12 protein-coding genes are annotated in these 15,319 nt (G+C 42.1%); 5 read left to right on the top strand and 7 right to left on the bottom strand.

Annotated elements, in window-relative coordinates; all coding sequences use genetic code 11:
* Positions 1-59: 59 nt before the first annotated feature.
* A complete protein-coding gene (locus BB427_RS05300; RefSeq protein WP_069019187.1) occupies positions 60-1,334 on the bottom strand; it encodes a sugar MFS transporter in 1,275 nt (424 codons plus the stop codon).
* 131 nt (positions 1,335-1,465) lie between these two features.
* Between BB427_RS05300 and BB427_RS05295 the strand changes: the two genes are divergently transcribed.
* Together BB427_RS05295 and BB427_RS05290 are read left to right on the top strand one after the other, a co-directional pair.
* On the top strand, positions 1,466-2,647 hold the full coding sequence (locus BB427_RS05295) for an AGE family epimerase/isomerase (protein WP_069019186.1): 1,182 nt from the start codon (positions 1,466-1,468) through the stop codon (positions 2,645-2,647).
* A gap of 1 nt (position 2,648) precedes the next feature.
* Complete coding sequence (locus tag BB427_RS05290; protein ID WP_069019185.1) at positions 2,649-3,602, top strand: carbohydrate kinase family protein; 954 nt, start codon at positions 2,649-2,651, stop codon at positions 3,600-3,602.
* 62 nt (positions 3,603-3,664) lie between these two features.
* On the opposite strand, the gene BB427_RS05285 is transcribed toward BB427_RS05290, so the two are convergent.
* Complete coding sequence (locus BB427_RS05285; protein WP_069019184.1) at positions 3,665-4,159, bottom strand: YcgN family cysteine cluster protein; 495 nt, start codon at positions 4,157-4,159, stop codon at positions 3,665-3,667.
* Between the two features lie 212 nt (positions 4,160-4,371).
* Between BB427_RS05285 and BB427_RS05280 the strand changes: the two genes are divergently transcribed.
* Positions 4,372-4,557, top strand: a complete 186-nt coding sequence (locus tag BB427_RS05280; RefSeq protein ID WP_069019183.1) for a diguanylate cyclase — start codon at positions 4,372-4,374, stop codon at positions 4,555-4,557.
* A 255-nt stretch (positions 4,558-4,812) separates the two neighbouring features.
* Here BB427_RS05280 and BB427_RS05275 read toward each other — a convergent pair whose 3' ends face one another.
* A complete protein-coding gene (locus tag BB427_RS05275) occupies positions 4,813-6,735 on the bottom strand; it encodes a sensor histidine kinase (protein WP_254663585.1) in 1,923 nt (640 codons plus the stop codon).
* A gap of 316 nt (positions 6,736-7,051) precedes the next feature.
* On the opposite strand from BB427_RS05275, the gene BB427_RS05270 reads away from it, so the two are divergent.
* Positions 7,052-8,191, top strand: coding sequence for a Na/Pi symporter (locus BB427_RS05270; protein ID WP_069019181.1), 1,140 nt, complete (start codon positions 7,052-7,054; stop codon positions 8,189-8,191).
* 136 nt (positions 8,192-8,327) lie between these two features.
* Positions 8,328-8,807 (top strand): hypothetical protein, encoded by a 480-nt coding sequence (locus BB427_RS05265; protein WP_069019180.1) that lies wholly within the window; start codon positions 8,328-8,330, stop codon positions 8,805-8,807.
* 3 nt (positions 8,808-8,810) lie between these two features.
* Here BB427_RS05265 and BB427_RS05260 read toward each other — a convergent pair whose 3' ends face one another.
* The 4 genes from BB427_RS05260 to BB427_RS05245 all read right to left on the bottom strand — a co-directional run bounded on the left by BB427_RS05260 (position 8,811) and on the right by BB427_RS05245 (position 15,302).
* On the bottom strand, positions 8,811-9,974 hold the full coding sequence (locus BB427_RS05260) for an anhydro-N-acetylmuramic acid kinase (RefSeq protein WP_069019179.1): 1,164 nt from the start codon (positions 9,972-9,974) through the stop codon (positions 8,811-8,813).
* Positions 9,975-11,909, bottom strand: coding sequence for a RecQ family ATP-dependent DNA helicase (locus tag BB427_RS05255; RefSeq protein ID WP_069019178.1), 1,935 nt, complete (start codon positions 11,907-11,909; stop codon positions 9,975-9,977).
* Entirely contained in the window at positions 11,906-12,667 is a 762-nt protein-coding gene (locus BB427_RS05250; protein ID WP_039495328.1) for a substrate-binding periplasmic protein, read from the bottom strand. The genes BB427_RS05255 and BB427_RS05250 overlap by 4 nt, the downstream gene beginning before the upstream one ends.
* A gap of 166 nt (positions 12,668-12,833) precedes the next feature.
* Positions 12,834-15,302 carry a glycosyl hydrolase family 18 protein gene (locus BB427_RS05245; protein ID WP_069019177.1) on the bottom strand — a complete coding sequence of 823 codons (2,469 nt, stop codon included), beginning with the start codon at positions 15,300-15,302 and terminating at the stop codon, positions 12,834-12,836.
* Positions 15,303-15,319 lie beyond the last annotated feature (17 nt).

Below are 15,319 nucleotides of genomic sequence, written 5' to 3'. Positions count from 1 at the left end.
ACGAAAAAATTATGCAATAAAAAAGGCGAGCTATGCTCGCCTTGTAAACTTTCGTTAACTTAATTCAGTTTTGCTTGCCACTTTTGCGACAGCTTAACCACGTTTAATCCGTACCATGCGATGTAGACATAACAAAGCAATGGCACAATAAAGCTGACCTGAATATGGAATTTATCCGCAACCACACCTTGAATAAGCGGCACAATAGCGCCACCGACAATGGCTAAACACAGCCAGCCAGAACCTTTACTGGTTAGTGAACTCAAGCCTTCAATTGCCATTGAGAAGATTGTCGGGAACATGATGGAGTTAAACAAGCCAATTGCGAGCACGGCAATCATCGCAATGTTGCCACTGGTGCTCATGGTCAATGCCAGTAATAAAATAATAACGACAGCGTTAAAAGCCACCGCTTTTGAAGGTGCAATAGTCTTTAAGGCAGCAGAGCCGATAAAGCGCCCTACCATAGCACCACCCCAGTAGTAACCGATAAGTTTTGCTGCCGCGTGCTCTTCAAGTCCTGCGATTTCAGGTTCTGCAAAGTAATTTACAAGGAAACTCCCAATCGCAACCTCTGCACCGACATAGCAGAAAATAGCTACTACACCCATTACTAAGTGTGGCGCTTCAATCAGGTTATGGTGTTTCGCTTTACAATCTACCGCTTCAGTATGCTCAGCAATAACGGGTAACTTTAAAAACGCGAATACAACGGCGATTGTTAGTAGCGCAGCTGCCAAAATAAGATAAGGTACCTTTACCCCCTCTGCGCTTGCCGCAGCTTCAACGGTTAGCGTACCGGCTGAACCAAACAATAAAAAGCCACCCACGATAGGACCAATTGTGGTACCCAGTGAATTAAGCGCTTGTGCGAGGTTTAAGCGACTTGATGCAGTGCGAGGATGTCCGAGTGCTGCTACATAAGGATTCGCTGATACTTGCAAAACAGTGATACCAGATGCAAGCACAAAAAGGGCTGAGAGAAAAATCCAATATTCGTGAACAACAACGGCAGGATAAAACATGATGCAGCCAATGGATGCCACGATTAAGCCCGTTAGTACGCCATTTTTATAGCCAAAGCGTTTAACTAAATACCCAGCAGGTAAAGAAATAATAAAGTAGGCACTAAAAAAGCAAAACTGGATCAGCATTGCTTCTGTGTAGTTAAGGTCAAATACGCCTTTTAGACGTGGGATGAGGACATCATTTAAAACGGTGATAAATCCCCAAAGGAAAAAAAGCGTTGTCATTGCAATAAGCGGAAGTCGATAATTATTATTCTCGGTATTCCCGCTTGTGACGAAGGTTTGATTTGTATTTATTTCGCTCACAAGTGATACTCCAATCTGTTTTCACCTAGATTCTACACACTGTTACATGAAAATCACAAATGTTTTGTTGGATCGTTCCATGTTTTATCTGCTAAAGTAACGGAAATGTTCAGCAGTAGGTTAAAAGTTAGATGAATTTTAGAACAACGCAATTTTTAGAAGCACACATAAAAAAGACGCTCAGCTTTTACGCACCAAATTGCGTGGATGAACGTGGTGGCTTTAATCACTTCTTCAAGGATAATGGCGAGATTTATGATGCGAAAACGCGTCACTTAGTATCAAGCACCCGCTTTGTCTTTAACTATGCTATGGCTTATGACTATTTTAAAGAGCCAGCTGATTTAGATAAGGTTAAGCATGGTATCGATTATTTAGAAACCGTCCATAGACAAGAAAGTGGCGGCTATGCGTGGCTGCTTGAAGGCGAAAATGTTATCGATGGCACTAACCATTGTTATGGCCTCGCCTTTGTTTTATTGGCTCATGCCTGCGCGCTTAAGGTTGGTTTGTCGGGAAGCAAGTCTGCAATCGAGCGAGTATGGCAGCTGTTAGAAGATAAGTACTTTGAGCCTGAGTTTGGGCTCTATAAAGATGAATTCGATGTAGACTTTAATCAGGCAGATAAGTACCGTGGTCAAAATGCCAATATGCATACCTGCGAAGCGCTAATTGCTTGCTTTGAAGCAACGCAGGATGAAAAGTTTTTACAGCGTGCATATTTGCTTGCCGACAATATGGTAAATCGTCAAGCGGCTAAGGCAGAAGGGCTGATTTGGGAGCACTATGATAGTCTATGGCAAATCGACCTCGAGTATAACAAAGACGATCCCAAACACTTATTCAGACCTTGGGGATTTCAGCCCGGTCATCAAACTGAGTGGTCAAAATTATTATTGTTGATTAACCGCTACATGCCAAAGTCATGGCTTGTGGAAAAAGCCGAGCACTTGTTTGATGAGTCATTAAAAGCAGCTTGGGATAGTGAATTTGGGGGGATTTGCTACGGCTTTGCACCGGATAAGTCGATTTGTGATGATGACAAGTACTTTTGGGTTCAAGCTGAGTCATTCGCTGCGGCTGCACTACTAGCACTTGAAACCGGTGATGAAAAATATTGGCAGTGGTACGACAGAATTTGGCAATATGCTTGGGATAACTTCGTCGACCATAAATACGGTGCTTGGTATCGTATTTTGGATAATAAAAATGAAAAATACAGTGATGAAAAAAGCCCGGCTGGCAAGACCGATTATCACACTATGGGCGCGTGTTACGAAGTCCTGCGTTCAATGAAGTTAAAAGGCGAATAACATGGCACTTGTTTGTTTTGGTGAGGCGTTGATTGATTTTTTATCGGATGGCAAAACACCAGAATCTTTTACTAAATATGCAGGCGGCGCGCCTGCAAATGTGGCAGTAGCTGCGGCAAAGCAAGGCGTTGATGCGTATTTTTGCGGCATGTTAGGCAAAGATATGTTCGGCCAGTTTTTAGCTGAGGAGTTACAGGCTAATGGCGTAAATACTCGTTACCTTGAGTATACAGATAAAGCCAAAACGGCATTGGCATTTGTCTCTTTAGATAAACAAGGTGAAAGAAGCTTTAGTTTTTATCGGCCACCAGCGGCGGATTTGTTGTTCAGGCAAATACATTTTTCTGAGGATATGTTTACAGAGCATTCTGTATTACATATATGCAGTAACAGTCTTACTGAAGAGAATATCTATAAAACCACGGTTTATGCGCTTGAGCGCGCACGAGCAAACAACATGCTTGTTAGTTTTGATATGAACCTCAGGTTGAACCTATGGAGTTCGACTGTGCATATTCTTGATAGAATTTGGCATTGTATCGCGCTAAGTGATGTCGTTAAGCTCTCACGCGAAGAATTGGAATACCTGAACGCGAATAGTCATGCGGGTAAAACACAAGCGCAAACCATAGCCGCAATCATAGATAAGCAAACTCAATTATTATTAATAACCGACGGTGCAAACCCCGTAGAGATTTATCTACCAAATGATAGTGCAAAAGTCGCTGCGCCAAATGTTGTTGCAGTGGATACCACGGCTGCGGGAGATGCGTTTGTCGGGGGGTTGCTTACTGAGATCATTCGAAAGTTTAAACCTACCCGAGATACTGAGTTTGTCATCTCACTGGATGAGACAAAAGAATTAGTCGCGTATGCTGCGAAATGTGGTGCGTTCGCCGTTCAACGCTACGGTGCATTTGCCGCTTTGCCGTCTAAAGCTGATATTGGCGATTAGTAGCCTTTTTCTAGGATAGATGCATACTCTACCGCAAAGCATTTATCCTAGGACTTGTTTCTTTAGTCGCAGTCTTTGTGGGGCCACTCAACAATATGCGCTTCAAAATCAGACTCTAAATCTACCTCCAGCTCAGAGATTGCCTTACCAAAAATACTGATCCCTGCATCTATCATGGCCTGTTTGGAACCATTATTTCTAAGAGGATGCCAGCTTGCCAGTCCCCTGCCCTCATGAAGTCGTCGATAACTACAACTGTTTGGCATAAAAAAGATATCTTTGAGGTTTTCTTTGGTTAGCTGTACGCAAGACGGTACTAGAACTTGCCTTTCGCTGTAGCGGCTACAACCACAGCTATTTTTATCGTTATATTGGCAAACAACATCGGTGTAGAGTAACTCTTCACCTTCGCGTAAAAAGTCGGTGCTTTCGAATGATTCGTCTTCCTCATCGCTGTCGATAAAAGAGTGTAAACAGCATTTACCACAGCCATCACAAATCGCTTCCCACTCATCTCTGGTCATTTCTTCGAGTGTTTTTTCTTGCCAAAAGCTCATTACTTTGCCCCTTCATTACGCTTTTTTGCATCATATTTGATTTGTGACGTTGGAATCGATCACATCAAACAAGCGGCGCATTCTATAGGATAGTTGAACGTAATTCAAAATTGGCGAACTATTTATGGCTGACTATGATTAAAGTACTATTTTTATTTCATAATCTTTGATGTTTGGGCTCGCAGGCTTTTGACCTTGCAGAGAAGATCAGAATGACATATGAGGCTAACCCATTGATAGGCGAAAGCTATTGTATCGAGATGACATTAAGTGCAGGATTACATACTCAGACTAAGCCACCTTACAACGGGAAAGAATTGCTCGCCTCAGCAGATCCGGCGCTTTATTTTGCCAAGCGTAATGGTCGTAACCAAGTGGCAATTTCAGGAGAGTTGTAAAGTTGGAATTCGCCTGTAAATGAATTAGTGTATTTAGCTAAGCCATCATAGAAAAAGATATAAAATGAAGACACTTTACAGAATCGCTATTTTATTGGCTCTCGTCATTGGCGCAATAGCGGCTTATAGCTATAGCAGCCATACAGGGATGTTCATTTTTGTGATATTGGGTGTGGCACTTGAAATTGCATTTTGGCTTAAGCTAATACCGCGACGAAATAATAAAACGTGAGCGCGAAAACATACTGTTGTATATCAGCTAAAAGCAGGCACTTTAGTTAACGGAAGCTTGATCTCCATGTTCAATCCGCCTAATAGACTATTAAAGGATTCAATTTGTCCACTGTGAGCTTCTACCACTTTTTTGCACATCGCAAGGCCCATCCCCTTGGATTTTCCCGAATTGGTCCTTGCAGATTGTGATTTGTAAAGCGGGTCAAATAGCTGTTGGTGCGCCTCATAGGATAGCGGAGTGCCTGAGTCTTCAATGCGAATGATTAGATTGCTGTCGACACTAAAGAAACTCATCTTTACTTGGACCTTATCTCCACCATGCTTAATCGCATTACCTAAGATCTCGAGAACGCAGTTAGTGATCGCGTCTAGGTCGATGGTTATCTTTTCTGTACCAGATATTTGATAGTTAACCTCTAATTGCTCCTTATTATCCTTAAATAAGCCCGCAGCCTGAGTATGTACTTGATTTACCAATTTGCAGATCGTGAAGTCTCTTAGATTAAGCATAGTTGCTAACTTTTCATTGTCAGTGACCAGCATCAATTGATTAATAAAGTGGTTTAGCTCGTCAATTTTATCCATGAGCTTGCCGTAGCTTTCCTGAACATTCTCTACAATATTGTATTGTAGAGATTCAACTTGTACCTTCATCACCGTAAGGGGGGTACGCAGCTCATGAGAGAGATCGGTAAATAAACGTTGTTCTTTCTTTTCTAACGCCTGCTGATTTTGACGGTTGAACTGCTTTTCTGTTTGTACTGTATTCGAGAGTGCATTCACCTGAGTTTGTAGCGTTGATAGCAGATTATTTTGGGCTGACTTATTTTGTTGCGCAAGTGCCAGCGTAAATAACATGACCTCTATTAAGTAGCCAAATTTAATCGCGCTTGATATATGATAAACATTGATAAAACCCGCATACATTGTCCCACCGATAGCAATGAAATTTACAAAGATGACATGATTTAGCAGGCTGAGGGAAAAAGTGACAGAACCAGGAGCACTCTGTTTCAAAGACCAATAGCTGGTATAAAGAAATAGCGGGATGATACTCAAGCTTAATACTAAGTTGTAGTGAACCGATTTTGAATAGATTGCTACTGGGATAAGCAGTAGGTAAGCCGCTAAAAATCCATTATATAAAAGGTGTAAGGATTTATTTCTATGCTTTAATTGCAGAAATTGTTTGATGAAAAGAAGATGAAACACTGGTACAAAAGTCATCAAACAAGCTGAAAATAAGGTGGCAAATTTGCCTTGTGAAGGCCAAAAATATTGAAATGTGAGCCCTGACATATCCAACACAATAAGCAAAAACAATAGCGTCCAAATACAATAATAAGCGTTGGTCGCGTTGGCATTAAAGTAGAAGTTAACCAATACAATAACAAACACGGCTGCTATGATCCCGCTAAGTGCAGCATTGGTAACCGTACTGGTAAGAACATTACTGTTTAGCTCATTATCATTTATTAACCTAAGGTCAGCGGGGGCATTCGCAAAAGTCTGATAGCGGACAATAAGACTTGCCCCTCCTAAGTGTTCTTTTGATATTGGTAGATATAATTGCGGTGCTTCTACTTCCCTAATATTAAACGCGGTATTCAGGGTGTGCTGCGTTAAAAATGAGACCTCGCCGTTGTTAACCAAAGCAACACTTAACCAAGGCAATCTAGCAAAACCAAATGCGATGTAATTTTTGCCCTCGGATATAAGCATATTTGGGGTGATCAACGCCCACTGATAAGACTCATTCTTTAGCTCAGGTGCTTGGCTTGAAAGTATCTCTGCAATAGATTGGCTTTCGCGCTCATTTATGCCGAGCGTTGAAGATAATTGCGCAGCATCGACTTCTCCAAAATGGATTGTTAATGGTTCACTTACTCTATGCTCGGCACTAGGCGTAAAGTCAACTGCACCAGCCTGCATAGAAAAAAGCATAAAAATTAACGAGAAAAGTCTTAACATAGTGATATAAGGCACAATAATTATAGTTAAATCCTACTTTTAAATAGTGAAGCAAATGTGGATCAAATTTGGAGAAGTAAACAAATGTAAATGCATCACATAACTAATAATCAGTAAAAACAGCATATTACTACTATTAGTTACCATTGCTTTAAAAAATGAGATGAGAAAATGAGCATACGTGTCGGGTTACATAAAACTGAAATATAACTGTAACAATTGGGTGGTTAAATGCGCGGCTGAAATAAAAGTGTAATGAATGAACATTACTTACTCTAAGAGCGAAACTATGGTTAATCAATCTCAGACTTCAGCATCAGCTAAACTTTTTAACTGGCTGTCAATCGTATTACTTGTTTACTTAGTCTTAGTCGCAGTTGGCACTGTGAGTGGCGGTTTTAAATTGGCCTCAGGTGGAAGTGAAGGCGCGAAGGAAATCTTCGCATTTGCAACCAATCCAATCGTCGCCCTACTCTTAGGGGCTTTAGCAACTGCATTGGTGCAGTCCTCTTCAACGGTGACTTCCGTTATTGTTGGTCTCGTTGCTGGTGGATTACCTATTAGTATCGCAATTCCTATGGTGATGGGCGCAAATATTGGTACGACTATTACCAACACACTCGTTTCTATCGGCCACATTCGTAGTAAAGAAGAGTTTAGAAGAGCGTTTGCCGCATCCACCGTACATGACTTCTTTAATTTATTAGCCGTTGCTATTTTCCTTCCTTTGGAAATCATGTTTGGCATGTTAGAGAAACTTGCGTCAGGACTAGCCCATGTATTTGTTGGTGATGCTGACTTATCGTTAAAAAGTTACAACTTTATCAAACCACTAGTGAAACCAGCGGTTAGCGTGGTAAAAGATGGTGTTAGCTTCTTAGATTCTACAGCAGCAGGTATTGCCATGGTTGTTATTGGTATCATGATGATCCTGTTCGCTGTGACTTACTTAGGTAAATTACTCAAAAAGGCGTTGGTAGGTAAAGCGAAAGAATTATTACATAGTGCGATAGGCAGAGGCCCTGTTGTAGGTATAAGCTCAGGCGCTTTAGTTACGGTAATGGTACAATCGTCTTCGACAACAACAAGCTTGATGATCCCACTTGCTGGCAGCGGCGTATTTACCACTCGCCAGATATATCCGTTCACTTTAGGTGCAAATATAGGCACTACAATTACCGCTTTATTAGCTGCAACATCTATTACAGGTCCTGCTGCAGAAGTCGCATTAACGATTGCACTTGTACATGTTATGTTTAACGTTTTTGCGGTGGCACTTATTTACGGGTTACCACTGCTGAGAGAAATCCCGCTTCGGCTAGCTGAGAAGTTAGCTGAGATTGGTGCGCAGAATAAACCAGCAGCTTTGGCTTACGTATTAGGTTCGTTCTTTGTATTTCCGGGACTCATTATGCTCGCAGTACGATAAATAAAACGAACAAAGAATGCATTTAAAGCTCGGTATTGCCGAGCTTTGACTTTTTTAGCCTTTGGTTGGTAAGTCATAATTCTGTAATCTAGCTTTGAGATAATTAACATTGTCTTGTAAATAACGAAAGAAAGTAATGAGTAGCAAACCTGGTATTTTTAGTTTTAATGCAGCACAGATCACAAGTTCTATGAGGGGACAGTACCGTGCTGTTCAACCCTATGAGAAACTTAGTCTGCAACCAGGTGAGCAAGGACTTTCTTTGGTGATAGAGTTGCCAATGGATGCGCGTATTGATGACCGAGTTAACGTTGTACTAACAAAGCACGGTGAGCGAAATGCGAAGTGCGAGGTCTCTTTGGTGGTTGATCCGGAGTCTTATCTCACTAAGATTGTAGAAATCAAAGTAAAGCAATCGCTTGATGCAGGTCCTTACTTTATGCAATTGAATCTAGTGGGACTCCACGATTACCTAAAGAATGCGGCTGAGTTTGATATCATTTTGAATGAACGAATTATCGTAAGCGAGCCAGTATCTGAAGTGGTTACAACTCAGACTACTGGCTTCAAACGTATTTTTAACTCGGCGGTCAGCGCTGTATTATCCGTTTTTTAGCGACTATGTTGGTAATGAAATCTTACCCATAGAAAAAGGCAGCGCATCGCTACCACCTGATACGGTTTCATTCGCAAGTAGGGCAAATAAGGCGGCCTCTTTGGCATCAGGGTTGATACCCAGTTGTGAGAAATCCTTGATTAAAACACGGTTATTCAAATGGCTTTCAATTCGCGCCATTAAAAACACATTATGAATTCCACCTCCGCTAACATATAGCTCTAATTCAGTTGTACCAAGCTCGTTCACAGCATTTGCGACAGTGATAGCTGTGAATTCGGTCAGTGTCGTGATGATATCTTCATGATTATAATCTTTTCCGTCCAATGCATGATGCACGAAGGTTTGATTAAATAACTCTTGTCCAGTTGATTTTGGAAGTGGCATATCAAAGAATTCGTGTGACAGTAAGGCTTCGAGAAATGGCAATTGAATTTTTCCACTTGACGCAATCTCACCATTCTCATCAAACGGCAGCCCTAATACGTGGCGACAATATTGGTCTACTAATGTGTTTCCTGGACCGATGTCACTACTCATACTCTGCGCTAGTGCACAATTTTTTGGCAAATAAGTAAGGTTTGAAATACCGCCAATATTGAGTAAAACCCTATCGATACTTGTGTGCGAATATAACAAATAGTCACCATATTGCACGAGAGGGGCTCCCTCATATCCTTTGGCGATATGCTTTTGTCTAAAGTCTGAGATGGTTATGATGTTCGTTTTTGCCGCAATAATATCGCCGTCAACGATCTGCAATGTGCTATTTAATTTTTCAACGTCTGCAAAGGCCTGTTTTGGACAATGGTAAAGTGTTTGTCCATGACTCGCTATTAAATCAACAGTGTCGGCTGCGACTTGCCATTCTTTCAAAGCATTATTGATTAGACTTGCATACAACTCGCCTAGCCACGCATTTAATTGACATAACGTTTTAAGACTTACCTGTGATTTAGACGCATGGTCACTGAGAAGCTGCTTTTGCGAAGAGTCGTATTCTATCGTGGTAAATTGTTCGACTGTTAGCTGTGTTCTTTTCCCTGCACCTTCAATTTTACATAACGCAATATCTAATCCATCCAATGAGGTACCGCTCATAAGTCCGACTATATATTTGGTCTTTTTTTCCGCGATCGTGGCGAGTTTAATAATATCTGTTTTCATTTATAATGCGCGCTCCATGATCAATGCTTTTGCCTGTTCATACTTTACGCCGGACAAGCTGCCAAATCCTTCAAGTTGTCTGAATTTATATTTAGTAAAATAGGGGCAATTTAAGCCTAGTAAAAACAACGTTTTGAGGTGAGTAGAAAAATTTACGCCGCGTTGCGATGCAAACTGCGAAGCGTCTCTTAAAATATTTCGTGTTGTTTCAATATCTAATTCCCGGCTCTCTTGTGCATTGACGATCAAATGCTTACCGCTGCAGACCCCGCAGTGACCGCATTGTTCTGGTGCGTGCATATCGCCGAAGTAGCTGGCAAGCGCTTTGTGATAGCATGAAGTTAGCTGGAAAAATTTGAGTAAATGTCTTAGCCGTGCAAGTTCGCCTTGCTCTTTAATTTGTGATTGCTGGTAGAAAGACTCAACCAGTTCATTAATGTTAACTTGTTGGATAGGCTTTGAATAAACCGACGTATATTTAGCGACTTTTACGTCAATCAATTGTTGGTTTTGCAAATACTCAACGACTTCTTGGGCTTTAGCCTGTGGGATGTTTTGCTCGCTTAATGCTTGATGTGAAAGTAATCCCCATTTCTTTTTGAATTCAAAACACGAGAATAGCTGAGTCAAAAACCGTTGCCGCTCAGGCGAGTACTTGGCTAATATTTTATCTTTGTCTTGGCTGAATGCGATGCTTAGCTCCGCAAAATAGCTGTAGTTTACTTGTAAGTAACCTTGCAGTTCGAGCTGGACAATAAGTGTTTTTAGTACCAATTGATTAATATTGGTTTTATAGGCGAGATCGTATTCATTGAGGTGAAAATCTTTAGCTGGATCACCGAAAAGTTCATTAAAAAGCAGCGTTAATGACTCTCGCTCTAATGTACTGGCATAAACGAAGTTCTCTAATGTGGCAATTTTTTCATTATTAATTAAAGCAACGCAATGTGCATTCTCGCCATCTCTGCCTGCCCTACCCACCTCTTGGCTATATCCCTCAATAGATTTTGGCATATCATAATGTAGTACCCAGCGAACATCGGGTTTGTCTACACCCATACCAAATGCAATGGTAGCTACAACGATAAGATTAGCTTTCGCTAGAAAATCTGCTTGAATTTGGGCCTTTTTCTCGCTCTGCAATGATGCGTGAAAAGCTTCTGCAGGAAAGCCACAAGCAGTTATCATTTTTGCTACTTCTTCTGCTTGCTTTTGCTGCGTGACATAAACGATACCAGCGCCTTTTGCCTTTTTTAAAAAGGCGAGTAAATATTCGTCTTTTTGAGATTCGCTAATATGCGCCGCACTTAAGAATAGATTCTTCCTGTAAAAGCCCGTTCTAATGATATTTTGATCGGATACATCGAATTTACCCGCCATATCGCGTGCAACTTTATTTGTTGCTGTCGCGGTGAGTAATAGCACTTGGTTGATACCAAGTTCATGGCGATATTTGGCCACTTTTAGGTAATCTGGCCTGAAATTATGTCCCCACTCAGAAATACAATGCGCCTCATCAATGACAAGAAATGAGATATTGCTTTGTGATAACAAGGTACGTGCTTTTTGGCTATTAAGCCGCTCGACTGATATAAAGAGGACTTTAAGTGCATTGTCTCGCACCGCATTTTCTATGCGCAACGTTTCCTCTTTGCTTTGAGTACTATCAAGACAAGCAGTCGCAACTCCTTTACTTTGTAGGTAATCTCGTTGCTCGTGCATTAGTGCTAATAGTGGTGAAACGACTAAGCACATTCCTTGCTTCAATATTGCTGGTAACTGATAACACAACGACTTGCCTGCACCAGTTGCAAAAATAGCGATTGCATTTTGGCCTTGAAGTATAGATTCAATGACTTCCGATTGCCCCGGGCGAAGTGTCGTATGTCCAAATGTACTTTGTAGTGTTTGAAAGAGTTGCTGCTGTTGAGTCATCCTGAATCTTTTCTATATTTTTCTGAGATATTCGCTATTGTGCCATTTAAATTGGTGATTGCTTCATTAACGCGCTCAATGTCACTACGCTTAAATGCATGACGTCCAAGCATAAAATGTATAGCGTTATCGTTAACTACATAAGGGTGTAGCTGAATGCTTTGGTAGCCTAGCTTGTTGATATAGTAGTAGCCTGCGTCCTCATCTTCAATCAGAAAATCGACGCGGTTTTTAGCCACCATTTCTATTCGCCGGTCTAAGCTCGCGATTTCAAATAAACGCCTGTCGTACCAATCGATTTTTTTTATTTGTTTCACTTCCTCACCGTAGTAGGCTCCAGGATTGGCCGTGAATGTATAGCCTGCAGAAAACAACTCGATTAAGTTGCTATCGAGATCTATTTCCTTGTTAGCAAACAAGCGCATTTTTTCACGCCGATATGGCGAGGAGAAGTAAGCGATTTTTGCTCTATCAACGCTAAAACTTGCGGATGGCAGGACATCAATTAAGCCCTTTTCTAGCTCAGTGATCCCACGAGCCGATGAAGGAAGCTGAATGAACTCGATACAAAACCCTGCTCGTTCAAAAACTGCTCTAGTGATATCTACGTCTATGCCGTAAGGACGAGTGCCATACATAACAAAAGGCGGCCAGCTAGAGCCAATGCCGATTTTTAGGGATGGCTGATCCGCGCAGTCGGACGCGTAGCTTTTTGGAAAAACTAAAACGAATAATAAAACGGATAGACGAATAAGCACTGCCAGAACTTATGACTCTTTTATGAAGTTCATTATGTCATTATGAAAGACCAAGCAGAAAAAGAAAGAAGAAATTGGTGATAAAAGCCAGATAATGGGTAACTTTATGTTTATGTGAATAAAAAATGAGCTTGACTGGCAAGCTCATTAATTGGGGATGGTTAGATTAGTTAGTTACTGCCTTCCATACATCAGCGGTTCCAGGTTCTTCACCTTGAGTCCACCATTTTGCTTCAAAGACATTGCCGTTATGAATTACTCGGTCGCCACCGACATATACTGTAGAGCGATCCCAAGTCGGGTATTGGGCGCCACCGTCTTTAATCGTAACATTAAATGTTGTATCAACAGCGTTCACCCCGTCTGATACGGTAACAGTTACTGGGACGGTTGTGTCGACAGTGACATTTGCAGCAGTAATAGTCGCTGAGCTACCATTTGCTACTACGCTCAGCTCGGCTGGTGCACTCCAGCTATAGCTAAGCGCTGCGCCTTCAGGGTCAGTTGCTGACACATTGACAGTAGCCGAGGCCCCTTCATTAACCGAAATATCTGAAACCGGTGTAACGACAGGCGCTGCATTTGCACCTTCTGGGTTTACAACAACAACGATTGTTTTGGTTGTTGATAACACGCCATCATTGACCGTTACAGTCAAGTCGTAGCTTGTCTGTTGATTGACTGAAGGCGCGGTTACAGCGACAGCTGCGGTGTTGTTAGCAGATAAAGCCAAACCAGGCGCAGCAACCCATGAATAGGTTAATGGATCATTGTCTAAATCGCTTGCTTGCGCATCGACATTCACAACCTGACCTGAGGTCACATTGATTGGTCCAGAAACTCCGATAGAAGGTGCACGATTAGGGATCTCACCTGCTGTAAGGCCATCATACATTGCATTGAGAATGTCGCCATTATCAGCGTCAATTTCCCAACCAAATAAACCAGCCAGTTGATGAGTGTTTGCATACTGACCTTTTGCGATAACGCTGCGTGGGCTATCGTAAGTGATGAGTTTACCGTTACTTCTGTTCCAAACATATGCTGCTTGTGCTTGCTCATCGTAGCCTACTTCATAACCATTAACACCTGAACCACCTTGGCCTACAGCGTTCGCTGCAATTGCTTTATAATCCATAATGCCTGGTTCCCACACGCCTTCAGAGGTGGAACCTGTCAATGGGCCATTGCCCGGCGCCGTCATCGGATTACCAGGAATGGTTGCATTTGCATCTAGCACACCTTCCCAGCCGCGGCCGTACATTGCAACGCCCATAACGAGCTTAGAGGGCTGCACACCTTGTTGAAGTAGCAATTGAATTGCATGGTCGCCAGTATATGCCGGGCCTTTGCGTGGCACACCATTGTCGTCAACGCCTGTCCCGTTACATTCATCAGTACTGAGATGAGAGCCACAGTAGATACCGGTTTGATGACCCGTTTCATTGTTCCAAGCGCCATAGAAGTCATAGGTCATCGCAAAGATATAGTCCATATACTGCTGAGCAGCTTGGTAATCTACATCTTCAATCTTGTCATAACCTGCACCTATTGCAGAAGTGAGCTCATATTGACGGCCGGTTTCAGCTTCTAATTCATCTAGCATTGCGCGAAGCTCTTGCATTAGCGCCACATAGGCTGGACCGTCGTTAATTGGATCGCCTAAGTCTGGATTTGGACCATCACCACCTGGGAATTCCCAGTCGATATCTACACCGTCATAAAATTTCCACGTTTTAAGGAATTGTTTTACAGACGCAACGAAAGTGTCGCGGTTTGCTTTATTTGTAAAGCCATGGAACGGATCAGATAGCGTCCAACCACCCACTGAAGGCAGAATTTTAAGGTCTGGATAACGTTGTTTTAGCGCCATTAATTGAGAATATACACCGCGAATAGGATCTTTTGCATCCACCCCTGGCATAGACTTTTGCACTGCAGCCCAAGGGTCGTGAATGACGACTTCATAATCTTGAGAGTCAGCACATGCAGTTTGAAGCGCTCTCCAACTATTACCATTTTCGATGGATTTTAGCGACTCGTTAGGTCCGCAAATCGGAATAAAGCCATATAAAATGTGCGATAGGTTATGAGCTGGGATCTTAGTTACGTCGTAATTACGGCCATAAATGCCCCATTCAACGAAATAAGCACCCGTTACACGGCCTGGTATTGTACCGTTATTACGGTTGTTCGGATCTACATTCATAGGAAGTGGCGCTAGATGTGCACCGTCAGTGTCGGCAATGACGATTTCTTTCCCTGCGCTTCTTGCACATATGGTACCTTCACACAGTTCTAAATAAAGCTGATGGCGACCCGATTTAGTGTAGGGGAATTGTACTACTCCGCTTTTAGTACCAGCTGCAAGCGTACCTTGGTTTACGAGTAGATCATCAAAATATACTTTATAGTTATCACCGCCAGAGCCACTCCAAGCATTCCATTTGATGCTAATATCGACAACATCTTTGGCTTTTACCAGTTGCTTGTACGAGCCAAGCCCATCGACGTTAACTTCAACGAACGAATACTGTTGTGGCTGCCAATCTAATGTTGGTGTAGAAGGGGCTGCAAGTGCACCGCCACTCAGTAAGGCAAGTCCTATATAGCTGGTTATTTTATTAAGTTTCATATCTTCAACCTTTTTGT

Origin of the sequence: Pseudoalteromonas sp. BMB (assembly GCF_001709235.1) — a bacterium.
Classification (GTDB): Bacteria; Pseudomonadota; Gammaproteobacteria; order Enterobacterales; family Alteromonadaceae; genus Pseudoalteromonas; species Pseudoalteromonas maricaloris.
The sequence above is the reverse complement of the archived record's forward strand: the minus strand, read 5'-3'. Positions and strand labels throughout refer to the sequence as shown.

What these genes read in the sequence shown, in the direction of transcription:
- BB427_RS05260 (WP_069019179.1), bottom strand. Translation starts at nt 9,974, where the DNA reads ATGAAAACAGATATTATTAAACTCGCCACGATCGCGGAAAAAAAGACC.
- BB427_RS05280 (WP_069019183.1), top strand. Translation starts at nt 4,372, where the DNA reads ATGACATATGAGGCTAACCCATTGATAGGCGAAAGCTATTGTATCGAG.
- BB427_RS05255 (WP_069019178.1), bottom strand. Translation starts at nt 11,909, where the DNA reads ATGACTCAACAGCAGCAACTCTTTCAAACACTACAAAGTACATTTGGA.
- BB427_RS05245 (WP_069019177.1), bottom strand. Translation starts at nt 15,302, where the DNA reads ATGAAACTTAATAAAATAACCAGCTATATAGGACTTGCCTTACTGAGT.
- BB427_RS05275 (WP_254663585.1), bottom strand. Translation starts at nt 6,735, where the DNA reads ATGCTTTTTTCTATGCAGGCTGGTGCAGTTGACTTTACGCCTAGTGCC.
- BB427_RS05290 (WP_069019185.1), top strand. Translation starts at nt 2,649, where the DNA reads ATGGCACTTGTTTGTTTTGGTGAGGCGTTGATTGATTTTTTATCGGAT.
- BB427_RS05295 (WP_069019186.1), top strand. Translation starts at nt 1,466, where the DNA reads ATGAATTTTAGAACAACGCAATTTTTAGAAGCACACATAAAAAAGACG.
- BB427_RS05285 (WP_069019184.1), bottom strand. Translation starts at nt 4,159, where the DNA reads ATGAGCTTTTGGCAAGAAAAAACACTCGAAGAAATGACCAGAGATGAG.
- BB427_RS05270 (WP_069019181.1), top strand. Translation starts at nt 7,052, where the DNA reads ATGGTTAATCAATCTCAGACTTCAGCATCAGCTAAACTTTTTAACTGG.
- BB427_RS05265 (WP_069019180.1), top strand. Translation starts at nt 8,328, where the DNA reads ATGAGTAGCAAACCTGGTATTTTTAGTTTTAATGCAGCACAGATCACA.